Origin of the sequence: Brevibacillus gelatini (assembly GCF_003710935.1) — a bacterium.
Taxonomy (GTDB): Bacteria; Bacillota; Bacilli; order Brevibacillales; family Brevibacillaceae; genus Brevibacillus; species Brevibacillus gelatini.
The window spans coordinates 174,497-196,816 of record NZ_RHHS01000027.1 but is presented as its reverse complement, the minus strand read 5'-3'; the positions used below and the strand labels follow the sequence as shown (position 1 = coordinate 196,816).

Genomic DNA, 22,320 nt, shown 5'->3' with positions numbered 1-22,320 from the left:
AATATGACTTGACTCTAGTTTACGGCGACTGGCACGGATTCCCCGCGACGCTCCAAAATTTTGTTGACGGCGCGCACATAGGCAATCGCGCTCGCTTCCAGCACGTCTGTGCTGACACCGCGACCCGTAACGTTCAGCTCACCTTGCTGCAGGCGGACGAACACTTCGCCAAGCGCGTCCTGTCCGTGCGTGACCGAGAGAATTTTGTAGTCGATCAAGGTTACTTCTTCCCCTGTCGCGCGGTCAATCGCCTTGTAGATCGCATCGACAGAACCGTTACCAATCGCTGCTTCCTCGACGACTGAGCCGTCAGCGCGCTTCAACCGGACGCTTGCTGTCGGCACGGAAATGTTGCCGTAGGCGAGCTGCACCGATTCGAGCTGGAACGCTTCTGCGCCGCGAACCATTTTGGTATCGATCAGGGCAAGAATGTCGTCGTCCGTAATTTCTTTTTTCTTGTCGCACAGTGCCTTGAATGCGGCAAAGGCTGTGTTGACTTCGTCCTGGTCGAGGTGGTAGCCCAGTTCCACCAGCTTTTCCTTGAACGCGTGGCGGCCAGAGTGCTTGCCGAGAACCAGTTTGTTCGACTTGAAGCCGACCGATTCCGGACGAATGATTTCGTAGGTGGTGACTTCCTTCAAGACGCCATCCTGGTGAATACCGGATTCGTGGGCAAAAGCGTTTGCGCCTACAATCGCTTTGTTGCCCGGCACGATCATCCCTGTCAAGCGGCTCACGAGCTGGCTGGTCCGCGCGATTTCTTTCAGATTCAGCCTCGTTGTCGCCTGGTAGTAGTCTTTGCGTGTCTCCAGGGCGAGCGCCACTTCTTCCAGCGCGGCGTTGCCTGCGCGTTCGCCGATCCCGTTGATGGTGCCCTCTACCTGTGTAGCTCCGGCTTCCACCGCAGCCAGGCTGTTCGCCACGGCCATGCCCAGGTCATCGTGGCAATGACAGCTCAGGCGGATGCCTTCTGTCTCTGGCACGCGCTTTTTCAGTTCGCGGAAAATGTTGCCGTACTGGTACGGCGTCATGTAGCCGACCGTGTCCGGAATGTTCACGGTTGTCGCCCCTGCCTTGATGACCGCTGCCACTACCTCTGCCAAAAAGTCAATCTCTGTCCGTGCCGCATCCTCTGCGGAAAACTGTACTTCTGAAAAGTATTTTTTCGCATAGGTAACGGCCTCCACCGCACGAGCAAGGACTTGCTCCTTGCTCATGTTCAGTTTGTACTGGCGATGGATGGGAGACGTAGCAAGAAAGACGTGGAGGGATGCGTTTTGCGCGTTGCGCAGCGCTTCGTACGCCTTATCCATGTCGTCTTTGACGGCACGCGCGAGACTTACGATGGTGGAGTTTTTCACCCGTTTCGCCACTTCGGCCACAGACTTTTGGTCGCCTGGGGAAGCTGCTGCAAAGCCAGCCTCGATTCTGTTTACTCCCAACTTTTCCAGTTGAAGGGCGATCTCCACCTTTTCGTTCGTGCTGATGTTGACGCCCGGAGACTGCTCCCCATCGCGTAATGTCGTATCAAAAATCTCAATGGTCCGCATGAACTTGTCACCTCCACTATTTTCCCTACATTATATATGTCACGATCCGTCGGTCTTTATTGACCGATTTTCGCTTCTTCTTTTTTCGTTTCCTTGTTCAGCCAGGACATCATGCCGCGCAGTTGTTTTCCGACTACCTCGATGCCGTGTTCAGCTTCCAGTCGGCGGCGGGAAGTAAAGGCTGGGCGGTTTGCCTGGTTTTCCAGGATCCAGTTGCGAGCGAATGTACCGTCCTGGATTTCAGCCAGCACTTTTTTCATTTCTTTGCGCGTTTCCTCGGTGATGATGCGGCGGCCTGTGCTGTAGTCACCGTACTCAGCCGTGTCGCTGATGGAGTAGCGCATGCGAGCCAGACCGCCTTCGTACATGAGGTCAACGATCAGCTTCAGTTCGTGCAAGCACTCGAAGTAGGCGATCTCTGGCGCGTATCCTGCTTCCACGAGCGTATCGAAGCCTGCTTTTACCAGTTCGCTTGCTCCGCCGCACAATACCGCTTGCTCCCCGAACAGGTCTGTTTCTGTCTCTTCGCGGAAGGTCGTTTCGATTACACCTGCTTTTGTGCAGCCGATTCCGCTGGAGTAAGCGAGGGCGAGGTCTTTCGCTTTGCCGGTCGCATCCTGGTAGACTGCGATCAGACCAGGTACGCCAAAGCCTTCCTGATAGACGCGGCGAACGAGGTGGCCAGGGCTTTTTGGAGCGGACATGATAACGTCTACGTCAGCCGGCGGCACGATTTGTCCGTAATGGATGTTGAAACCGTGGGAGAAGCAGAGCGCTGCGCCGGATTTCAGGTTTGGTGCGATCTCGTCACGGTAAACTTGCGCCTGGCGCTCGTCTGGCATGAGGATTTGCACGACATCCGCACGTTTGGTTGCTTCTGCTACCGTCAGCACTTCAAAGCCGTCTTTTGCCGCTGCGTCCCAAGACTTCCCTGGACGCAGACCGACTACTACTTTATAGCCGCTGTCGCGCAGGTTTTGTGCTTGCGCATGGCCTTGGCTACCGTAGCCGATGATCGCGATTGTTTTCCCGCGCAGTACCTCTTTGTTTACGTCTGCTTCATAGTACATTTTTACCATTTGTATAGCCTCCTTAAAATTATGTTCAGTTTGAATTTCTATTCTGAATTTTGCAATTTAAACCGTTGCTGCGGCTGTTGCTGGAACAATACTGCGCGCCATCGCTACTGATCCCGTTCTCGTCAGTTCGAGAACTCCATAGCTTTGCAAAAGAACAAGCAGCGCGTCGATTTTTTCGGTATCACCCGTCACTTGCACGATGAGCGAGGTAGGACCCACATCGACGATCGCGGCGCGGAACGGCTCGACAATCCCGTTCAGCTCGGCCAGTTGGCTCGGTGTGGCGCTCACCTTGATTAGCGCCAGCTCCCGGGAAACGTACGGGTTTTCGCTGAGGTTCGTCACCGAGATGACATCGATCAGCTTTTGCAGTTGCTTCATGAGCTGTTGAATCTGGCGGTCGTCCGCTCCGGTGGTAATAATCATCCGGGACAGCCCTTGCTCCTCTGTTCCTCCCACCGTGATGCTGTCGATGTTGAAGCCGCGTTGCCCGAACAAGGTCGCAACTCGGGTCAGTACGCCGGGGTGATCGTTGACGAGTACGGCAAGTGTATGTGTTTGCATCCTAATCGTCCCCCAATTGCATCTGATCTAATGTGTCGCCTGATGCTACCATCGGATACACGTTTTCTTCCTGCGCTACACGGAAGTCTACCACGACTGGTCCATCATGGCGCAGCGCTTCGGCCCAAACGGCTGCTGCCTCTTGCGGAGTGGTGGCCCGCAAGCCTTTGACACCGTAAGCTTCCGCCAGCTTGACGAAATCCGGGCTGCACGTCAGGTCGATCTGGCTGTAGCGATTGTCGTAGAACAGCTCCTGCCACTGGCGAACCATGCCCAGGCACTGGTTGTTCAGAATCGCGACCTTCACCGGAATGTTGTACTGGGAGACGATCGCCAGCTCCTGGTTCGTCATCTGGAAGCCGCCGTCGCCCACAACTGCGATGACCGTGCGATCCGGGTGTCCGATCTGTGCGCCAATCGCTGCCGGGAAGCCGAAGCCCATCGTGCCGAGACCGCCGGAAGAGATGAAAGAGCGCGGGTGCTTGAACTTGTAGTATTGCGCTGTCCACATCTGATGCTGCCCGACGTCTGTTACGACGATCGCCTCCCCGTTCGTGGAGCTGTACAAAAGCTCAATCACCGCTTGCGGCTTCAGTACGTTACCGTCTTTTTTGTACTTGTACGGATACTGTACCTGCCATTCCTTGAGCTGGTTGATCCACGCCTCGGAGTCGCATTTGCGGACAATCGGAAGCGCTTTGGCCAGCGTGCTTTTCACATCGCCCGCTACGGTTACGGCTGTCTCGACGTTTTTCCCCAGTTCGGCAGGGTCGATGTCGACGTGGACGATGCGCGCTTTCGGAGCAAACTCTTTGGTGCGTCCCATCGTGATCCGGTCATCGAAACGCGCGCCGAGGCCGATGACACAGTCCGCATTGAGCAGCGCCTGGTTGGCTGTGTAGCTGCCGTGCATGCCCGACATGGCGAGCGCCAATTCGTGCGTGCCAGGGAAACCGCCCAGCCCCATAAAGGTGTTGATAACCGGGATGCGCGCCTTCTCTGCAAAAGCGAGCAGCTCTTTTTCGGCACGGGAGGCGATGATGCCCCCGCCTGCCAGGATAACCGGACGCTTCGCTTCGCCAATCGCGTCAACAAAAGCCTGCACCTCTTCGTCTGTCGGAACGAGCGTGGCGCGATAGCCGCGAATTTCGACCTTGTCAGGGTAGGTGAACGGCGCTTTCGCATTGGCCACATCTTTTGGAATGTCGATGAGAACCGGACCCGGACGGCCTGTGGTCGCGATGTAGAACGCTTCCTTCACGATGCGCGGCAATTCGCGGACATCGCGAACGAAGTAGCTGTGTTTCGTGATCGGGATGGTGATACCCGTAATGTTCGCTTCCTGGAACGCGTCGGTTCCGATCAGCGACTGGGCTACGTTTCCGGTGATGCAAACCAGTGGAACGGAGTCCATCTGGGCTGTCGCAATCCCGGTAACGAGGTTGGTCGCTCCCGGACCGGAAGTGGCGATACATACGCCCGGTTTGCCAGTGGCGCGGGCGTATCCGTCTGCTGCGTGGATCGCCCCCTGTTCATGGCGCGTCAGAATGTGCTTGAAGTAGCTCCCGTACAAGGAATCGTAGATCGGGAGAACAGCTCCGCCGGGGTAGCCGAAAATGTATTCGACTTCCTCCAGGATCAGACAGCGCAGAAGCGCTTCTGCTCCAGTCACTTCCTCTCCGAACTGAATCGGTGGAATGCCGCTTTTTTTCTGCAATTCGGCCATTTCTACACTCATTTTCCTCTCCTCCTCCCACTTCTTAAGCAGCTATAAACAAAACCTATGGACACATAGAAAAACCCTTTCGCCCCGACACGGTTCGGTTTCCATGTCTTTTGGGGCGAAAGGGTTCGCGGTACCACCCAACTTCATCGGCGCCTCACGGTCGCCGATCTCAGTCAGTCACAATAAATGGGACTGTAACACGCTAACGGGTGTCAATCGGTTTTCCCTACTTTCTGCACGAGGCAAATTTCAGCAAAACAGCTCAGAGGTGAGCAGTGCTTGCGTACCCTATACCCGCTTCTCAGCAACCAGGGGCTCTCTGTAAAAGGGGAGACGCGCACCATCCTCGTCATAGCCTATTATAACAATATTTTTAATATTGTTGTTGTCAGAAAACTAAAGTGTTACGTCTGATTATAGCTAGGCACTATGGGGGTGTCAACGAAAACAAAAAGATTTCCCCGTACTTTCGTCCGAACGAATGCTCAGTGAAAAACCGCGAAACGGCGCGGTTTTTGAGTGAAAGCGGATACATTTTTTCTTCGGCTTGTCCCCTTTTTCAGACAGGGAAACGGACGGCAATACCCGTCCTTCCCTTCTTTTGGTGAACCGTTTTACGGATGGTCGCGAAGTCCCTCGATCAAAATTTTTGCCACTTCGGGTCGGGTAAATTCCGGCGGCGGGGTCTGGCCGCTGCGCAAAAGCGCGCGCACTTTTGTCCCGGACAGCGTCAGATGCTCACTGGCAGCGTGCGGGCACGTCTTGGCAGTCGCCATTCCCTGGCAGGCCGTGCAGTAAAAGCTGTGCTCGAAAAACAGCAGTTGAATCCCCAACTCATCCGGCGCGAAGGCGGAAAAGATGCGCTGCGCGTCGTACGTCCCGTAATAATCGCCCACGCCCGCATGATCGCGGCCGACGATGAAATGCGTGCAGCCGTAGTTTTTCCGGACGAGCGCGTGAAACACTGCTTCTCTCGGCCCCGCGTAGCGCATGGCCGCCGGGAATGCCGCAAGCAGCACGCGCTCTTTCGGGTAGTAGTTTTCCAGGAGGGCGAGGTAGCTTTTCATCCGCACCTGCGCCGGAATGTCATCGGCCTTCGTCTCTCCCATCAGCGGGTTGAGGAAAAGCCCGTCGACGATTTCCAGTGCCGCTTTCTGGATGTATTCGTGCGCCCGGTGAACGGGATTGCGCGTCTGGAAGCCGACGACGGTTTTCCACCCTTTTTGCGCAAAAAGTTCTCTCGTCTCGCGCGGCGTCAAATAATATTCGGCAAAACGTTCGGGCCGCGGCCGCTTGCGTACATGCACGGGCCCGCCTACGTACAGTTCCGGTTTTTCCAGCAGCTTTTTCACGCCCGGATGCGCCCGGTCTTCAGTGCGAAACACTTGTCTGGCTTCCCGCACCTTGTCTGGCCGGTAGATGCTTTGCACATGAAGGATGGCGTAGTCTTCGCCGTCTTCTCCGCGCAGCCATACCGCATCCCCCGGCTTGAGGTCCGCGTGCTCCGCCGGATCGACTGCGAGCGTCACTGGCAGCGGCCAAACCGTCCCGTCTGCGAGCCGCATCCGTTCCACGACAGAATGGTAGTCGTCCTCCCCGAGAAAGCCTGTCAGCGGAGAGAAAGCGCCAATGGCGAGACAATCGAGGTCAGACAATGTCCACTTATCTACCGTGATCGCTTTTTTGATACCGGCTCGGGATACTGCTTGCGGCTGACTCTCCAGCCGATCAATCAGCGTCCCGCCGTGTGGCGAGATCGTTTGCATAACGTGTCCTCCCTTATGTTCCCTTACTTGTGCAGACCGCATTCGGTCTTGTCAAAGCCAGCCCAGCGGCCTGCGCGCGGGTCCTGTCCCGGCTGGACAGGCCTGGTGCAAACACTGCAGCCAATGCTTGGGTAGTTGCGGTCGTGCAAAGGATTGTAGGGGACATCGTTGGCATGTATATATGCCCACACCTGGTCCATCGTCCAGTCTGCGAGCGGATTGAACTTCACCAGCTGGAATTTTTCATCCCACTCCACCTTTTTCGCGTTGGCGCGAGTTGGCGCCTGGTCGCGGCGAATGCCTGTAATCCAGGCGTCGTAGCCGGACAGCACCCGCTTCAAAGGCTCTACCTTGCGAATTTGGCAGCACAGATTCGGGTCTTTTTCCCACAATTTTTCTCCGTGAAGCTTTTCCTGCTCAGCCAGAGTCATCTCGGGCAGCACCTGGATAAAATTCGTCTGGTACCGCTCCTCCAGCTTGTCGCGCGTCTCGTACGTCTCCGGAAAATGTTTGTTCGTATCGAGGTAAAAAACAGGGATCGTCGGAGCCAGTTTGTGCAGCATGTCGATCAGCACGACATCCTCGGCACCGAAGCTTGCGGCGAGGACGAGACTGCCCGCGAAGTGTTCGACCGCCAGAACTAGCACATCCTGCGGGGATTTTGCTTCCATCCGGTACGCCCATACTTGCAGTTCTTCGTCCGCCATCCTCTGGCGATTGCTCATCAGCGAAACTCCTTTCCTGCTGGGATTCCCCCACCATCATATGTCGGGAAGCAGCAAGTGGAGATTCGTCCTGCCGACAAAACTGCCGGGACAGCCCCGCAAGAAATGAAAAAAGCGACCAGGTCAGTTGGCCCGATCGCTCCTTTTGAGATGGCTCGCGCTTATTATTTGTCAGAGTCACTGTTATCAGCCGGGAAAATAAACGCGCTGCCTGTCGGAATGGTGTTGGGTTTCACCTGGTCTACATGCTGGGCAGTCGGTGCCCCTGTGATGAAGACGACAGGTGCCACGTAGGCATCATCCTTTTCTTTGGCAAACGCTCCCGGAACGAACAGCGCCGAACAGATCACCGCAGCAGCACCCATCATCATCCACTTTTGTTTTTTCATCTCTACCCTCTCCTATCCATTGTTTTCCATTGACGATTTTTATTGTATGGCAGGAGGCGGTCTTCTCGACACGGGCGGAAGATTGTTTTTGTCTGCGACCTGAGACGGAGCTTTCTCTCGGCCTAAACAAAAAAACCGACCTTTCCCAGTGGAAAAGATCGGCTTTTGCTTTTTCGCGCAAGAAAGTGATTACGCGTTCAGTTTGCCTTTTGCTACTGCTGCCAGTTCGTTGAACGCAGCTTTGTCGTTCACAGCCAGGTCAGCCAGCATTTTGCGGTTTACTTCGATGCCAGCCACTTTCAGGCCGTGCATCAGACGGCTGTAGGACAGACCGTTCAGGCGAGCTTGCGCGTTGATACGAGTGATCCACAGTTTGCGGAAGTCGCGTTTCTTTTGACGACGGTCACGGTATGCATACAGCAGGGATTTCATAACCTGCGCATTTGCAGATTTAAACAGGCGATGTTTGGAACCGAAGTATCCTTTCGCCAGCTTCAGGATTTTTTTATGACGACGGCGTGTAACAATGCCACCTTTTACTCTTGGCATACTAAACTCCTCCTGGTCTTTCCAGCATGGCGGCCTGCTTCCAGGCACTTAGGGAGCTCATGCTGCGTAATGTGTTTGATGATGCGAAAACTTACAGGTAAGTGAGCATTTGCCCAATGCGTTTTTGGTCACCTTTGGAAACAAGCGCAGCTTTGCGCAGGTGGCGCTTTTGCTTGGTTGTTTTGTTGGCGAACAAGTGGCTACCAAATGCGCGGTCGCGCTTCAATTGGCCGCTTCCAGTCTTTTTGAAACGTTTTGCAGCAGCCTTGTTGGTTTTCATTTTAGGCATCTGAAAAATCCTCCTGTCTAAACGACTATCTTACTTTTCCGCTTTCGGAGCCAGAATCATGATCATGCTGCGGCCCTCGATCTTCGGTTTACGCTCAGGCGTAGCGAGATCTTCACACTGAGCAGCTACACGTTCCATAACGCCAAGCCCGATTTCGGAGTGGGTGATTTCACGTCCACGGAAACGGATCGTACACTTCACCTTGTGGTGATCCTCCAAGAACTTGCGGACGTTGCGAAGCTTGGTTTGAAAATCGTGTTCTTCGATGTTAGAAGAAAAACGCACTTCTTTCAGCTCGATGATCTTCTGGTTTTTCCGTGCTTCTTTCTCCTTTTTCGCCTGCTCGTACTTGAACTTTCCGTAGTCCATGATACGGCATACAGGCGGTTTGGCTGTCGGAGCAACGTTTACCAGATCCAAATCGGCTTCCTGGGCAATGCGCAACGCTTCCCTGAAGGGTACGACTCCCAATTGGCTCCCGTCAGCGCCGATCAAACGGACTTCACGGGCACGGATCGCTTCGTTAACTAACATTTGATCCTTGCTAATACTTGCCACCTCCGTCAATTTCGAGAAGGAACAAAAATGTGCGAACGCAACTGCGCCCGCACATATCTCACCTAAGCAATTTCAATAGATCCAAGGATCTCCTTGCATAAGAGTTACCTGTCAACAGTCGTGAAGACGTCGACCCAGGTGAGAAGCTGGGCGCCTCTGCTTGTTCTCGAATTATGAAGTGTTTATACACGCAACTTATCATACAAGGTAGAGTTGTCTTTGTCAAGGCTTTATGCTCTTTATCCTCCAATGTGGGACATTTCCACCTTCGGACGCTTTTGCAGTCCCGGCGTTTCGTCCAGCCGTTCCTCCGAATAGCGCTCGTCGCGCTTTTCCCAGATCGCGCGAATCAGCTCCCGGATTTCGTCGTCGCTTCGCCCGCTGCGCAGCGGCTCGCGCAAGTCATGTCCGGCAGAGGCGAACAGGCAGTTGTACATTTTCCCCTCAGCAGACAGCCGCGCGCGCGTGCAGGTAGAACAAAAGGCTTGTGTCACCGACGAGATCAGCCCTATCTCCTGATCGCTTCCCTCGTAGCGGTAGCGCGAAGCGACCTCGCCGAAGTAGTTCGGCTCGACTGGCGCGAGCGGCATTTCTGCGTGGATCAGCCGGACGATTTCGCTGGAAGGCACGACCTGATCGAGTCTCCAGCCGTTGCTGTTGCCAACATCCATGAACTCGATAAAGCGCAAGGTATGCCCCTGCTCGCGGAAGTAACGGACCATCGGCAAAATGTCCTGGTCATTGACGCCGCGCTGAACGACCATGTTGATTTTCACCCCGAGTCCCGCCTCTGCCGCCGCGCGAATCCCGTCGAGCACCGCATCCACGGGATAGCCTCTGCCGTTCAACATGCCAAATCGCTCGTTGTCCAGGCTGTCGAGACTGACGGTGACGCGATCCAGTCCGGCTTCCTTCAATGCCTGGGCATGGCGGACGAGCAGCGAGCCATTCGTGGTCATGGCAATATCCTGGACGTTGTCTATTTTCCGGATCATTTGAATTAACGTTGGCAAATCCCTGCGCATCAGCGGTTCTCCGCCGGTAATCCGGATTTTCCGCACGCCAAGCGAGGTAAATATGCTGGTCAAACGGGCAATTTCTTCAAACGACAGCAGCTTGTGCTGCGGTAAAAATGCGAAGTCCGATCCGAAAATTTCAGCCGGCATACAGTACCGGCAGCGAAAATTGCATCTGTCTGTCACGGAAATGCGCAGATCACGGAGAGGGCGGTTTCGTGTGTCACGTACTTGCAACTGCTCTGGCACTGCTGGTCACTCCCCTTTTCCTGGCTGAGCATGGCATGCTACAAGCGGTGCAGGCTTTTTTACTAGCGTACCACATTCATCCGGGAAATGGCTCGCTTTCCCTGCACTTTTCACCGCTTCGCAACATCGCCAGCAGGTGGAGGGTAAAAAAGGGGAAAGCACCATAATGTAAAAGGGCAGTTTCCCGCCGTTCGAGGGAGAACTGCCCTTTTTTGCGTTACTTCATTTCGTTGATTTCTGCGCGAATTTTTTCCACGAACGCATCAACGGTCATGGAACCTTCATCGCCTACTCCGCGTTTGCGTACAGACAGAGTGCCGTCTGTCACTTCTTTTTCCCCGATGACCAGCATGTACGGGATTTTTTGCACTTGCGCTTCACGGATTTTGTAGCCGATTTTTTCGTTGCGCGCATCCAGCTCTACGCGGATGCCAGCTTGCTGCAGCTTTTCCTTGACTTGCTCGGCGTACGGAATGTGCACCTCGCTGATGTTCATCAGACGTGCCTGGATTGGCGTCAGCCATACAGGGAATGCGCCTGCGTAGTGCTCGATCAGGATGCCGATGAAACGCTCCATGGAGCCGTACATCGCACGGTGCAATACAACCGGACGATGCTTCTCGTTGTCTTGGCCCACGTAAGTCAGATCGAACTTCTCCGGCATCTGGAAGTCGAGCTGGATGGTACCGCATTGGTGACGGCGTTTCAACGCGTCGGTAATCTGGAAGTCGATCTTTGGTCCGTAGAACGCGCCATCGCCTTCCTTGATTTCGTACGGCATCTCCAGCTGCTCCAGCACTTTTTTCAGAGCGCTTTCCGCTGTTTCCCACAGTTCGTCGGAGCCCATGGAATCTTCCGGACGAGTGGAGAGCGCTACGCTGTATTCAAAGCCGAACACTTTGTAGATTTTGTCGATCAGCTTAATCATGTTTTTGATCTCGCTCTCGATCTGGTCAGGACGGACGAATACGTGCGCGTCGTCCTGGCAGAAGGTGCGAACCCGCAGCATGCCGTTCAGCGCACCGGAGTATTCGTGGCGGTGAACCTGGCCGAACTCGGAATAGCGAATCGGCAAGTCGCGGTAGGAATGCATGGTGTTTTTGTAAATGAGCATGTGGCCTGGGCAGTTCATCGGCTTCAAGGCGTAAGTCGCGTTGTCTACCTCAGAGAAGTACATGTTTTCCTTGTAGTGGTCCCAGTGACCGGATTCTTTCCAGAGGCGCTCGTTCATGAGGAACGGAGTGCGCACCTCTGTGTATTGAGCCAGCTGTTGCAGACGGCGGGAGAATTGCTCCAGCTCGTTGCGGACCGTAAATCCGTTTGGCAGGTAGAACGGCATGCCAGGCGCTTCCTCGGAGAACATGAACAGCTCCAGCTCTTTGCCCAGTTTGCGGTGATCGCGCTTTTTCGCCTCTTCGATGAAGTGCAGGTATTCGTCCATATCCGCTTTTTTCGGCCAGGCGGTACCGTAGACGCGCTGCAGCACCTGGTTTTCCGCTTTTCCGCGCCAGTATGCACCTGCCACGCTCATCAGCTTGAACGCTTTGATGTAGCCAGTGGACGGCAGGTGCGGCCCGCGACAGAGGTCGAAAAACTCGCCCTGCTCGTACAGCGTGATCGTCGCATCTGCCGGCAGGTCGCGGATCAACTCCAGCTTCAGATGGTCGTTGAGGTTTTGAAAAATTCTTGTCGCCTCGTCGCGGCTGACAACTCTGCGGCGGATTGGCAGGTCTTCCTTCACGATTTTTTCCATTTCCGCCTCAATCTTGCCAAGGTCCTCCGGAGAGAGAGAAACCGGAATGTCCATATCGTAGTAGAAGCCATCCTCGATCACAGGACCGATGCCGAGTTTGACATCGCTGCCGTACAGGCGTTTTACCGCCTGGGCAAGCAAGTGAGCGGTACTGTGGCGATATACTTCCAGCCCTTCCGGCGAATCGAGCGTCACGATTTCAATGGCTGCGTCATTCTCAAGCGCTGTGTACAGATCCACCACTTTGCCGTCAATTTTGCCAGCTACTGCTTTTTTCTTCAGGCTTGAACTGATGGAGCCTGCGATCTCTTCGATGGTAATCCCAGCTTCGTACTGACGGACAGCTCCATCCGGGAACGTTACGTTAATTTGTGCCACCTTGGATTCTTCCTTTCCATTTGTTGATGATGAGAAAATAAAAAACACCCATCCCAAAAGGGACGAGTGTATTCTCGCGGTACCACCCTAATTCAAGTCTGTTTTTGCAAAAAGGGCCGTGCAAAACTGCCCGAACAGACTCCTCGTTGACATGGTAACGGTATAGAACCGGCAAGCCGTTAGTAAAAGCGTACGCTTCGTTCCCGGCTGCTACTCGAAGGGGGTAGACCATATCATCTCGCAGCAAGCTTCCAGCCAAGGCCCGCCTCTCTATCGCGATCCCGATATTGTCCATGTCCTTCTCATCGTATTTGCAAGCGATATACAACTGTTGGTGCTAATTATAGTTTAGTCGGATTGTTCCCGTCAAGTACGCGTCTTTGCCCAAGGCAGAGCGAACAGGAATGGCAGGTGACGAGCCTGCTGTCAAAAATGCTGCGGATGGTTTGCACCAGCCCCGGCTTTTCCCCGGCCATGTGCAAAACGATGTTCTCAGGAGCCAGTGTAACCAGCGCGCTGACGAGGTAATCTTCATCCCGGCATTTTTGTTCGTCCATGCTCAGCACCGAATCCAGCTGCTCCAGCCAAAGACGATTTCCGTTTTTGTCATAAAGGTGGAAAGGTTTGTCCACACTAGGAACAACATGAACCACTTCCTGCTTCACTTCCTGCACGGCGATAAAATACCGCAAAAGCTCGACAAATTCCTGATATTGCTTGTCTTCCAAATATTCGTCGATCCCGGATTCCACCAGCTCGAACAGCTCATTCCAATGTTCCTGCAGCCGAAACCGGACAAACCCGAGCACGTTGATGGTTCGCTCATGCTCCAGATAGGAAAATGCCTTGCGGTACACGTTAGCCTTTCGGGTCGTGGCGGTCAGGAGTTCGCGTCCGTCCTGCTCGATCTCCCGGCACATGCGCTCGATGTATGGATAAATGTCTGTCCACTCTTCTTCCAGCTGCTCCGCCGCCAACAGATCGGCAGCCATTTCCTGCATGATCTCAGGCTCCTTGACCTGTGTCACCCACTCGGCCAATGTCAATGCCACAAAAGCTCTTGCCCAATCGATCGTCTGCGCATCGTATTCCTCTTCACACCAGCTTTGAAAAAGGAAGGTGCAGTAGTCTTCCTGTTCCTGCTCCTTGTATGTAATGCGCACCGGGGCAGTATTGACCCGCTCCATCATCTCATTGACGATAACGCGATACGTGCCGCTATGCTCAGGGACATTCTCCAGCAAGACGCGAAACGTTTGCATTTTCATCCCCCCAACCGCAATTGTAGTTACAGTATATGTCCCGAGATAGGCGATATACTTTTAAACGATTGGAAACCGGGGATTGGCATTTGTCCTTTTGGGATAGAAAAACACGCTGCCTGCGCGTCCATTTCGCTTGTGCGAAAAGACGATCCGGCAGCGTGCTGCTGATTGTTTTCTTTTAGTTTTGCATGACAAAATCCCGCTCCGCCATCTCGCCGTCCTTGAACACGCGCAGGATCTCGTACTGGGTGTTGCGCTGCGCCGGAATTTTGCCCGCGCCGCGGATCAGTTCGAGAATCTGGTTGGTGTTCACCTTGTAGGTACATGCGGCAGCCGAGACGACGTTTTCTTCCATCATCGTCTGACCGAAATCGTTTGCCCCGTAGGAGAGGGAAAGCTGGCCGTACTTCGGACCCATCGTCACCCAGGAAGCCTGGAGGTTTTCGAAGTTGTCCAGCATCAGTCGGCTGATCGCCAGCGTCTTGAGGTATTCCTCCGGCGTGTTGTTCACTGCTTTCATGTTCGTGTTGTCCGGCTGGAACGTCCAGACGATAAACGCCTTGAAGCCGTGCGTCTCGTCTTGTGCTTCCCGAATGCGCATCAAGGACAGCACGCGCTCTTCCATTTCCTCGCCGAAGCCGATCACCATCGTCGCCGTCCCTGGCAAGCCGATGCGGTGGGCAGCTTTTTGTGTTTCGATCCACTCTTTCCACGAGCCTTTCAGGCGGGAAATTTTGCGGCGGGTACGGTCGTCGAGAATCTCGGCGCCCGCTCCCGGCAAGGAATCCAGCCCAGCGGCCTTCAGTTCCTTGAGCACGTCTTCGACCGTCATGTTGGAAACTTCCGCGATTTTCAACACTTCCGCTACCGACAAGGAGTGCATCGTAATTTGCGGGAAACGCTGCTTGATCGCGCGCAGCAGGTCGGTGAAATAGTCGATCCCGAGATCCGGGTTGGTTCCGCCCTGCATCAAGATTTCCGTGCCGCCGACATCAACTGTCTCCTGAATCTTTTGGAAAATAGTCTCTCTGGGCAATACATAGCCTTCGCTTGAACCGGGACGACGGTAAAAGGCGCAAAAGCGGCAATACGTATCGCAAACGTTCGTGTAGTTCACATTTCGGCTGATAACAAACGTGGCAATCGGGTCTGGATGGTGCTTTTGCATCACCAGATTGGCGTAGTGTCCGATCTTTTCAATTTCATTGCTGGCAAACAGAGCGAGACCATCTTCCAGTCCCAGTCGTTCTCCGGCAAGGGCACGTTCCAATATAGCATCGATCAAAAGGATCACTCCTCGTACCATACGTAAATTCCATCCCACATGATAACACACTCGGGACATAACGGCTATAGTTCGGGGTGCTGGCACAAACAGGGCACTGACGAAAAACAGCCCTGCCAAAAGCAGAGCTGTCCGTTTCTGTCGCTATGGGTCTTATTCATATCCGATCTGCTCATACACTTCCGGTTCCCAATAAATGACGGTTTGCGAAAGCGGCAGATTGGTTTCACACGCGCCATTCGGCCGGCCGTTAAAATAAATGATTTCCGTCACGGCTACCCGATCTGCGCGCACGTCAATTTCTCCTGTCAACTCCAGCTTGGTTCCATCTGGCGCATAAAAAACGACTTTCCCCGATCCCAATGTCTTCATCCGTTCCTCCAATATTGTATGTCCTTATTTTTATACTAATGGACATTCTTTCCTATCGTCAATGAAAAATAAGAGGACTTCTTTCCCAGCGACTCCTGCTTCTTCCGGGTCGAATCGCGCAGGACGAATTTCTCCATAACGGGCCTGGCACCTGAAAAGCGTAACCCTCCGGCGTTGTAAAACGTATTTCCTACTGTTGGCTCAGCCATTTTCCGGTCTGTGTTTGGACAAAGCGGCATATGCTAACTACTGTAGACCGCATTTTTCCTGTATAATGGAAACCCGAGAGGAAACGTCCTAAGGAGATGCTCATGCTCGATCAAATCACACAACTGTTCATGCAATATGGAATATGGGGACTCTTTGGCATGGCCTTTTTGGATTCGTTCATCAGTCCGGTTCCTCCTTTTTTTATGCAAATTGCGATGAGTCTGCTCGACCCCGGTTCAGCGCTCCGCTATGCGACCGTGGCCTTTACCGCCTCGATTCTCGGTGCGCCGATCGGCTTTTTGCTGGGCAAATGGCTGGGCAAGCCGCTTTTGCAAAAGCTGCTTCCGGAAAAATGGGTTGCGGCCGCAACCGAGAAATTCGCCAAAAACGGGGATGCTGCCGTGCTGATCGGCGCTTTTACTCCCATCCCGTTCAAGGTGTTTACGTTGCTGAGCGGCGTGTTCAACTACTCGCTGACAAAGCTCATGTTTTTTGCCATCGTCGGCCGAGGCTTGAAATTTTTTCTGATCGGAACCTTGTTTCACCTGTACGGCAAGCATGCCAAAGTGCTGCTGGATGAATACCTGGAGATCAGTCTCTTGGGCGTCGCCGCGCTCGTGGCGATCGGCTGGTTCATCTGGAGCAAGCGTCGAAAACGTTATGCCTGAGTGTCCCTGGAAATGCAAAACGCCCGAGCGTGCCATGTGCGGCTGCCCGGGCGTTTTTTGCTGCCTCGATGCGAAAAAATTCGTTGGAGCATTCACCGATCTGGCATACGCCCATATATTGTCATTGTGAGTTTAGGAGGAGGTGAAGCAATGGCCGTCATCAAAGCGAACAGTAACGACGTCGATTTGCTTGCCCGCTTAATCCGCGCTGAAGCCGAAGGAGAAGGCGAACTGGGCATGCTCATGGTCGCTAACGTCGGCGTGAACCGCATTCTCGCCAACTGCCTCGACTTTAGGAATATTCGGAGCATGCGGGATATGGTTTATCAATCTCCGGGCGGGTATGAAGCCGTCCAAAAACCATACTTTTACCAGCGCGCCCGCGACCGGGAAAGACGCCTGGCCAAGCGCGCCGTTAACGGCGAGCGTACACGTCCCGCAACCAATGCGCTTTGGTTTTACCGCCCCGCCGGAAACTGCCCCCCAACGTGGTGGAATCAGACGAACTCGGGACGTTACAAGGCGCACTGCTTCTTCATTCCATCCCGGGAAGATTGTCCACGCGTTTACTAGATCAACAGATAGATAAAGGAGCGAGTTCATCATGAGTCAACAAATGCCATACCAACCATATCCGTACGGGTATGAAATGTATCCTTCCGCCCAGTTTCCTTTCGGGATGCAGCAACAGCAACCGCAAATGGTTCCTATGCAGCCAAGCGGTGCGCTGATCCCCGGGACGCCTCTCGCGCCTGGGCAAGTCATGGAAGAATCGTACATCGAAAACATTTTGCGCATGAATCGCGGCAAAGTGATTACCGTTTACCAGACGTTTGAAAACAACAGCCAGTGGAACGCCAAAATTTTCCGCGGCGTGCTGGAGACAGCGGGACGCGATCATATCATTATCAGCGACCCGCAAACAGGCAAACGCTATCTGCTGCTCATGGTCAATACCGACTACATCACGGCAGATGAAGAACTGAACTACATTCCTCCTACTCTTCCACAAGGGGTTCGCTAAGCTTTGGTCGCAAGCCCAAAAGGACAGCTTATTGTCTACACACCGGACGGAGGCTGTCTTTTTGTTATTTTTGCTATAATAAGGGGAAACGACCAAGCTCGCGAGCGATGCGAGCCAGCTTGAAAAAGGAAGAGGATGAGACTTCGTGGCATTTGGCATTTCGCGAGGAGAGCTGAACCAGTGGAAGCAAGCCGTACAGCGCGGGGAAATCGCTTTTTTGACTCATTACTGGCTGGACCCGCGTTTTCCGGGGATCAAGACGGTGACGAAGGTAGGCTGTGCCGACACGCAAAAGCTGACGGACTGGTGCGTCGCCAACGGACTAAACCCCGCCTATATCCATCATCGCCAGCCGTTTCCCCACTTTGACCTGATCGGGCCAAGACAAATCGAAATTTTGCAGCAGGCAGGACTCCGCGACCATCTGGAGCGTTTTCATCTGCTCGAATAAAAAGTCATAACCACCGGCTTAGCCGGTGGCTTCCATCAGCCCTATAAGGGCATGTTACAAGCATGCGCCTGAAAGGCGCACTGAAAGTCTGCCAACCGCGTATTGCCTCGGGCTGCCCCTAAAAAGGGGCTTTTTATCTGCCCTTTTTCACCGACTCACCCGTAAACGGGTCAACCAGCTCTTTCATCGTCAATTGCTCGTAATTTTTGTCCTCCACTAACTGATTGCGAATGTACTCTTCTATTACCTTTTTGTTTCTCCCCACCGTATCCACATAGTACCCTCTACACCAAAATTGGCGGTTCCCATATCGGTATTTCATGTTTGCAAACTTATCAAAAATCATCAGAGAGCTTTTCCCTTTTAAGTAGCCCATGAATTCAGATACACTTAATTTCGGCGGAATGCTCACCAGCATGTGAATATGATCCACGCAGGCTTCTCCTTCGATAATCTCCACCCCTTTTCGTTCACATAACTCCCGCAATATCTTTCCGATCTCTCTTCTCAACTTTCCGTATATCACTTGTCTGCGGTATTTCGGTGCAAATACAATATGGTATTTGCAGTTCCATTTGGTATGTGCTAGACTGCTTTTGTCCATCCTTTGTCCTCCTGTGATTCATGTGAGCGGTTGGCAGACCGGCTCTCATCTTATCACTGGGTTCAAAGGATGACTACTCATAGCTATAAGCTTTCCTGAACCCCCAGTCGAACTGGGGGTTTTCGCTATACAATCAAACAGGCCACCCGCAAAGGCAGCCTGTTGCTGATTGATTGGACTTACACACGTTTTACCTGATGATAGCCGCGCTCGTTGTACGGAGTCAGCTTCTCCAGCCATTTTTTCTCCAGCTTTTCCAACGCATCCTTGGCATCGAAATAAGATTCGTCTTTTCGCTTCAACACTTCCAGCACCTCGAATTCAAACGCGTCCGCCCCAAGCTCATTCCAGTCCTTTTGCAGTTCACGGTTCGGATGAGAGCCGTGCTGCAGCATGAATTTTTTCCCATTGATCGTTTTCAAGTTCATGCTGCTCGCCACCAAAACTTTTCCATTCACCTTGTTGCGAATCTGGTAGACGCCAGCTTCCGTCTTGACTTCTTTGTACAACTGTTTCAGCTCTTGCTTGCGATTCACGGACATCTCCTCCTGTTCCTTTTCCCCGCTGTCCTGGCCCGTGCGCCAATAGGCACTGCCGTCAGCCTCTCTGTCCAAAAAACCGTAATCAATCAAATACCGCCGCAGGGTGACGTAATCGCTGTAGACCGCCTCCAAAATACTGTTGACTTCCCGCTCGGTGTAAATCCTGTCCAGCGCAAAGCGTTTGGCGACTTCGCGGCAAACGACGAGCCTGTGCTTGTGCTTGCGCGGAATCCGGTCCAGCGCATGACTTTTCCCCTGTGGAAAATATTTTTGCAGAATCGCTTCGTACTCGGGAGAGTCTGACTCCACCTGGATTTCCTCTTGCTTGCGCGGCCTTGCCTTGCCCGATGAAGCGAATGCGCCTTCCTTGTCTGACTGACGCAGCAGCTCCATCAGCGTCAGAAACACTTTTGCCTGCCGCTCCTTTTCCTTTAGCGCGAAGCGGTGGTTGCGGATCGTAGATGCACTGCCAATGCCCAGCTCCGCCTGCACCTCGGCGTCTGTCTTGCCGGCAAAAAACAGGCGCAGCAAGCTTGCCTGATGGTCGGAAAGCCCGGTCAGCCGTTTGTCCAGCCCGCTCAGATGGGCAAACACCGAGCCATGCTCCTGTTCGATATGGTGGCGCATGTAGCGAGACGCTTCAAACAAGACGCCGTCAACGGGATAGATGATTCCTTTTTCAACTTCCGCTCCACACAGCAGGCACAAGTAATCATGCGGCCGCTCCACATACCCTTGCTTGGCTTCCTCCAATGAAGCGTTCCAGAACTGTTCAATTACACCCAACACAAACACATCCTTAATTCGTTTGTTTTATTATAGACAATTTATCATTTTGTTTATTTAATGTCAAAAGAAAAAAGCTCCACGCTTGCACTTTTGCGCAAACAACAGAGCTTTTTGTCTATCGTTTCAGCTATGTTTTTGACATCTTCAACGTCTTTTCGGCTTGAGCCAGGTCTTGCAGGAAGGCTTGCCGATCGCCTCTCCAGTAGGGTCCCGCTGTTATCCCTCGATTGTTCCGAAAGCGAATGGCCAGTTGGTTGACCAAGCGATTGATCTCCTGATGCTGGGCTTCCTCCATGGTGAAACGAACGGCATATTCATAAAACCTCTCTCCCCATGCCTGGGAGCGCACTACATGTCCGTGCATTTTCAGCGGCACCTCACACAGCTCCGTCTCAAACTGCAGGACGAGTTGGTCGCTGGCCGGCATTTTGAGATGAGACAGAAAACGTAGTCCACCTCCGCTTATGTCCTCAACCAACACTTTCGTACTGCCAATTTCCAGCTGTTTCCCTTTTACCAAAACAATGGTCATGTCTGCACAGAGGGGATGATCCATTTTCAGCCGGAAATATTCGCGTTTGTGACCCCCTGATCCCCCTGCCACTGCTCTCACCTTCCTTTGGTTTGTTCCTACCTGTTGTTGTGGCGAAAAGTCAGACGAAGTTTTTCTCCAGCCAACACCTGCTTCCACTTTTTGTTTCGGCAAGCGTCGTCGATTGTCCATAGCGCTTATATCGACAAAGAAACAGCGCCGTTTCCGTTGGCGCTCTTCTTACATCATTTCTGCTTCCTGAACCGTTTGTCCTGCAAGCTCTTGTGAAAATGTCCCCAAAGCTCTCTTTTGTCATACTCGATGGTGTCATGCTTTTCCAATCGGAAAAGGAGCTTTACTAAAAGCCAGACGACCAGCAGAAAAGCAAAAAAGATGACCATTGTGAAAAAAATCATACACTTTGCCCCCTTCCCTTTTGTTAACAACATATGGGGAAGGGCAAAACAAGATAACCATGTATGGCAAAATCGTGACCATTTTCACTCAAAAAGCTGTCATGCTCTGTGGCTTCTGCGCGCCGGAAAAGAGTCGATCCAACTGCGGCAGGAAAGCCGTATCGTCCAGTTCGGCCAACCCGTATTCGTACAGCTTGCTGAAACGGACAACCCCCATTACGAGCGAGGAGAAATCGGAAATATCCAGCTCGATCGACACGTCGGCTTGCCCGTTCTCGAGGATCTGGGCCTGTCCGTTTTGGAACTGCACCAGCCACGTCCCTTCGTTTTCTTGCAGGAACGAATCGCGCACCGCAAGCTGCAGGCAAATGGTCTCTGCGCCAAAGCGATGTTCGGCCAGCTGGCGGAAAAAGCCTGGCACGTCAATCACCCGGTACATCAGTCCAACTCCCGAGACGTGACTCTCGTGGTAGACACTGGGCAAAAGCCTGTTGGTGCCATTTCCCGGGTCAGACAAGAGCAGATGGAAATCTGCGTCAGGCGTCGTCAGGACGATGCGCTGGATTTGATCTGCCTGACTGTGCAAAAACGAAAAAAGCTGGGCCAGCGATTCACGCGACTCGTACAGAAGCTCCTTGACCACGAGGTTGTTGAACATTTTGTTTTCCTCGTGAGCGCTTTCAAATTGGAAGGCGATATAGCCTGTCAGCTTGCCTTCCTGCCGCACGCCAACCACGATTTTTTCCGGCACATTGAAGAGGCTGTCAATATCCCGCTCCGTCCGCAGGATCATCCCGTGCGTCTTCTGGGCAACGCGCTGGTAGCAGGCCAGCACCTGCTCCTTGTCTTCTTTTTCCAGGTACACGATCTGCTCCTTGCCTGTAAACGGCAGGCTCGCCGGCTTGAACTTGTACTGGTGAATTTTACTGCCTGCGCCAAAGCCCATCTGCTTGTAAAAATCGACGCGAAACGGATAGAGCGAAACGAGCGGAATCCCCCGCTCCCGATAAGCGGTGAGAAATCCATGCAGCATCGCTTTTGCTACCTTTTCTTTTTTGTGCAACAGGTCTACGGCAACCGTGCCGATTCCCCCTGTCAACATCGGGATACCGTACACATACATGGAAAAATCGTACCATTTCATGATCCCAACGAGACGACCGTCCCGATAGCAGCCGTGATAGCTGGCAATCGGGTCATTTTCCAGCGTGCTTTTAACGCGTTCTGCGAACTTCTGCCTTTCTTCCGTCCCCAGGAGGTTGCTTCCCGGATAGGCCATGGCAGCTATTCTGACTACCTCATCAATATCACTTAGAGAAACGGGGCGAATTTCGTCCATCGTCACACACTCCTGTCTGTACACGCGCGAATAACATTCATCTAAAAAAATTTTATAGAATTGCAGTGGAGCATGGCAATATATTTTTTGACATTTTGGAAAACTTCATCTTCAGAAATACCTAAGCGAATTTTGCTCTTTCACTTGAAAAAAACACACATCGTGGTATACAAGTAAGTAACTGGAAAAATCCAGAAAAGGGGTTAGTGATAATGAACAAAACTCTCCAAAA

23 protein-coding genes and 1 other annotated feature are annotated in these 22,320 nt (G+C 53.1%); of the genes, 4 read left to right on the top strand and 19 right to left on the bottom strand.

Annotated elements, in window-relative coordinates:
- Window positions 1–14 precede the first annotated feature (14 nt).
- The 15 genes from EDM57_RS11620 to EDM57_RS11545 form a co-directional block, all read right to left on the bottom strand.
- The gene (locus EDM57_RS11620; RefSeq protein WP_122904925.1) at window positions 15–1,550 is read right to left on the bottom strand and encodes a 2-isopropylmalate synthase; all 1,536 of its coding nucleotides are present in this window, start codon (window positions 1,548–1,550) and stop codon (window positions 15–17) included.
- 56 nt (window positions 1,551–1,606) lie between these two features.
- The gene (ilvC, locus tag EDM57_RS11615; RefSeq protein ID WP_122904924.1) at window positions 1,607–2,629 is read right to left on the bottom strand and encodes a ketol-acid reductoisomerase; all 1,023 of its coding nucleotides are present in this window, start codon (window positions 2,627–2,629) and stop codon (window positions 1,607–1,609) included.
- Window positions 2,630–2,686: 57 nt separating this feature from the next.
- Complete coding sequence (gene ilvN, locus EDM57_RS11610) at window positions 2,687–3,193, bottom strand: acetolactate synthase small subunit (RefSeq protein ID WP_122904923.1); 507 nt, start codon at window positions 3,191–3,193, stop codon at window positions 2,687–2,689.
- Between the two features lies 1 nt (window position 3,194).
- Complete coding sequence (gene ilvB / locus EDM57_RS11605) at window positions 3,195–4,931, bottom strand: biosynthetic-type acetolactate synthase large subunit (RefSeq protein WP_122904922.1); 1,737 nt, start codon at window positions 4,929–4,931, stop codon at window positions 3,195–3,197.
- Between the two features lie 602 nt (window positions 4,932–5,533).
- Window positions 5,534–6,685: a sulfate adenylyltransferase gene (gene sat / locus EDM57_RS11600; RefSeq protein WP_122904921.1), complete on the bottom strand. Its 1,152-nt coding sequence runs from the start codon at window positions 6,683–6,685 to the stop codon at window positions 5,534–5,536.
- Window positions 6,686–6,708: 23 nt separating this feature from the next.
- The gene (locus EDM57_RS11595; RefSeq protein ID WP_122904920.1) at window positions 6,709–7,410 is read right to left on the bottom strand and encodes a phosphoadenylyl-sulfate reductase; all 702 of its coding nucleotides are present in this window, start codon (window positions 7,408–7,410) and stop codon (window positions 6,709–6,711) included.
- A 164-nt stretch (window positions 7,411–7,574) separates the two neighbouring features.
- Complete coding sequence (locus EDM57_RS11590; RefSeq protein WP_122904919.1) at window positions 7,575–7,799, bottom strand: hypothetical protein; 225 nt, start codon at window positions 7,797–7,799, stop codon at window positions 7,575–7,577.
- 189 nt (window positions 7,800–7,988) lie between these two features.
- Complete coding sequence (gene rplT / locus EDM57_RS11585; protein WP_005829335.1) at window positions 7,989–8,348, bottom strand: 50S ribosomal protein L20; 360 nt, start codon at window positions 8,346–8,348, stop codon at window positions 7,989–7,991.
- Window positions 8,349–8,439: 91 nt separating this feature from the next.
- A complete protein-coding gene (gene rpmI, locus EDM57_RS11580) occupies window positions 8,440–8,637 on the bottom strand; it encodes a 50S ribosomal protein L35 (RefSeq protein WP_122904918.1) in 198 nt (65 codons plus the stop codon).
- A gap of 30 nt (window positions 8,638–8,667) precedes the next feature.
- A complete protein-coding gene (gene infC / locus EDM57_RS11575; protein ID WP_122904917.1) occupies window positions 8,668–9,171 on the bottom strand; it encodes a translation initiation factor IF-3 in 504 nt (167 codons plus the stop codon).
- Between the two features lie 263 nt (window positions 9,172–9,434).
- Window positions 9,435–10,460 (bottom strand): GTP 3',8-cyclase MoaA, encoded by a 1,026-nt coding sequence (gene moaA / locus EDM57_RS11570; RefSeq protein WP_122904916.1) that lies wholly within the window; start codon window positions 10,458–10,460, stop codon window positions 9,435–9,437.
- A gap of 217 nt (window positions 10,461–10,677) precedes the next feature.
- A complete protein-coding gene (gene thrS, locus EDM57_RS11565; protein ID WP_122904915.1) occupies window positions 10,678–12,591 on the bottom strand; it encodes a threonine--tRNA ligase in 1,914 nt (637 codons plus the stop codon).
- A gap of 55 nt (window positions 12,592–12,646) precedes the next feature.
- Window positions 12,647–12,906, bottom strand: a binding site (T-box leader).
- 26 nt (window positions 12,907–12,932) lie between these two features.
- The gene (ytxC, locus tag EDM57_RS11555; RefSeq protein WP_122904913.1) at window positions 12,933–13,853 is read right to left on the bottom strand and encodes a putative sporulation protein YtxC; all 921 of its coding nucleotides are present in this window, start codon (window positions 13,851–13,853) and stop codon (window positions 12,933–12,935) included.
- Between the two features lie 181 nt (window positions 13,854–14,034).
- A complete protein-coding gene (mqnC, locus tag EDM57_RS11550; RefSeq protein WP_122904912.1) occupies window positions 14,035–15,141 on the bottom strand; it encodes a cyclic dehypoxanthinyl futalosine synthase in 1,107 nt (368 codons plus the stop codon).
- Window positions 15,142–15,294: 153 nt separating this feature from the next.
- A complete protein-coding gene (locus tag EDM57_RS11545; protein ID WP_122904911.1) occupies window positions 15,295–15,513 on the bottom strand; it encodes a hypothetical protein in 219 nt (72 codons plus the stop codon).
- Window positions 15,514–15,824: 311 nt separating this feature from the next.
- Here EDM57_RS11545 and EDM57_RS11540 point away from each other — a divergent pair, with 311 nt between their 5' ends.
- The 4 genes from EDM57_RS11540 (at window position 15,825) to EDM57_RS11525 (ending at window position 17,866) form a co-directional block, all read left to right on the top strand.
- Window positions 15,825–16,391, top strand: coding sequence for a YqaA family protein (locus EDM57_RS11540; RefSeq protein WP_122904910.1), 567 nt, complete (start codon window positions 15,825–15,827; stop codon window positions 16,389–16,391).
- Between the two features lie 150 nt (window positions 16,392–16,541).
- Window positions 16,542–16,964 carry a cell wall hydrolase gene (locus EDM57_RS11535; RefSeq protein ID WP_122904909.1) on the top strand — a complete coding sequence of 141 codons (423 nt, stop codon included), beginning with the start codon at window positions 16,542–16,544 and terminating at the stop codon, window positions 16,962–16,964.
- A 31-nt stretch (window positions 16,965–16,995) separates the two neighbouring features.
- Window positions 16,996–17,415, top strand: coding sequence for a spore coat protein GerQ (gerQ, locus tag EDM57_RS11530; RefSeq protein WP_122904908.1), 420 nt, complete (start codon window positions 16,996–16,998; stop codon window positions 17,413–17,415).
- A 145-nt stretch (window positions 17,416–17,560) separates the two neighbouring features.
- Window positions 17,561–17,866 (top strand): hypothetical protein, encoded by a 306-nt coding sequence (locus tag EDM57_RS11525; protein ID WP_122904907.1) that lies wholly within the window; start codon window positions 17,561–17,563, stop codon window positions 17,864–17,866.
- A 133-nt stretch (window positions 17,867–17,999) separates the two neighbouring features.
- On the opposite strand, the gene tnpA is transcribed toward EDM57_RS11525, so the two are convergent.
- The 4 genes from tnpA to EDM57_RS11505 form a co-directional block, all read right to left on the bottom strand.
- On the bottom strand, window positions 18,000–18,470 hold the full coding sequence (tnpA, locus tag EDM57_RS11520) for an IS200/IS605 family transposase (RefSeq protein WP_122904847.1): 471 nt from the start codon (window positions 18,468–18,470) through the stop codon (window positions 18,000–18,002).
- Between the two features lie 179 nt (window positions 18,471–18,649).
- Window positions 18,650–19,798, bottom strand: coding sequence for a DUF2087 domain-containing protein (locus EDM57_RS11515; protein ID WP_122904906.1), 1,149 nt, complete (start codon window positions 19,796–19,798; stop codon window positions 18,650–18,652).
- A 130-nt stretch (window positions 19,799–19,928) separates the two neighbouring features.
- On the bottom strand, window positions 19,929–20,405 hold the full coding sequence (locus tag EDM57_RS11510) for a PilZ domain-containing protein (protein ID WP_122904905.1): 477 nt from the start codon (window positions 20,403–20,405) through the stop codon (window positions 19,929–19,931).
- Between the two features lie 432 nt (window positions 20,406–20,837).
- A complete protein-coding gene (locus EDM57_RS11505; protein WP_122904904.1) occupies window positions 20,838–22,088 on the bottom strand; it encodes a GNAT family N-acetyltransferase in 1,251 nt (416 codons plus the stop codon).
- Between the last annotated feature and the right edge of the window lie 232 nt (window positions 22,089–22,320).

Excerpts from the sequence above, each read along its gene's own strand:
- EDM57_RS11620 (WP_122904925.1), bottom strand. The coding sequence starts at position 1,550 with ATGCGGACCATTGAGATTTTTGATACGACATTACGCGATGGGGAGCAG.
- ilvC (WP_122904924.1), bottom strand. The coding sequence starts at position 2,629 with ATGGTAAAAATGTACTATGAAGCAGACGTAAACAAAGAGGTACTGCGC.
- ilvN (WP_122904923.1), bottom strand. The coding sequence starts at position 3,193 with ATGCAAACACATACACTTGCCGTACTCGTCAACGATCACCCCGGCGTA.
- ilvB (WP_122904922.1), bottom strand. The coding sequence starts at position 4,931 with ATGAGTGTAGAAATGGCCGAATTGCAGAAAAAAAGCGGCATTCCACCG.
- sat (WP_122904921.1), bottom strand. The coding sequence starts at position 6,685 with ATGCAAACGATCTCGCCACACGGCGGGACGCTGATTGATCGGCTGGAG.
- EDM57_RS11595 (WP_122904920.1), bottom strand. The coding sequence starts at position 7,410 with ATGAGCAATCGCCAGAGGATGGCGGACGAAGAACTGCAAGTATGGGCG.
- EDM57_RS11590 (WP_122904919.1), bottom strand. The coding sequence starts at position 7,799 with ATGAAAAAACAAAAGTGGATGATGATGGGTGCTGCTGCGGTGATCTGT.
- rplT (WP_005829335.1), bottom strand. The coding sequence starts at position 8,348 with ATGCCAAGAGTAAAAGGTGGCATTGTTACACGCCGTCGTCATAAAAAA.
- rpmI (WP_122904918.1), bottom strand. The coding sequence starts at position 8,637 with ATGCCTAAAATGAAAACCAACAAGGCTGCTGCAAAACGTTTCAAAAAG.
- infC (WP_122904917.1), bottom strand. The coding sequence starts at position 9,171 with ATGTTAGTTAACGAAGCGATCCGTGCCCGTGAAGTCCGTTTGATCGGC.
- ytxC (WP_122904913.1), bottom strand. The coding sequence starts at position 13,853 with ATGCAAACGTTTCGCGTCTTGCTGGAGAATGTCCCTGAGCATAGCGGC.
- EDM57_RS11545 (WP_122904911.1), bottom strand. The coding sequence starts at position 15,513 with ATGAAGACATTGGGATCGGGGAAAGTCGTTTTTTATGCGCCAGATGGA.
- EDM57_RS11540 (WP_122904910.1), top strand. The coding sequence starts at position 15,825 with ATGCTCGATCAAATCACACAACTGTTCATGCAATATGGAATATGGGGA.
- EDM57_RS11535 (WP_122904909.1), top strand. The coding sequence starts at position 16,542 with ATGGCCGTCATCAAAGCGAACAGTAACGACGTCGATTTGCTTGCCCGC.
- gerQ (WP_122904908.1), top strand. The coding sequence starts at position 16,996 with ATGAGTCAACAAATGCCATACCAACCATATCCGTACGGGTATGAAATG.
- tnpA (WP_122904847.1), bottom strand. The coding sequence starts at position 18,470 with ATGGACAAAAGCAGTCTAGCACATACCAAATGGAACTGCAAATACCAT.
- EDM57_RS11505 (WP_122904904.1), bottom strand. The coding sequence starts at position 22,088 with ATGGACGAAATTCGCCCCGTTTCTCTAAGTGATATTGATGAGGTAGTC.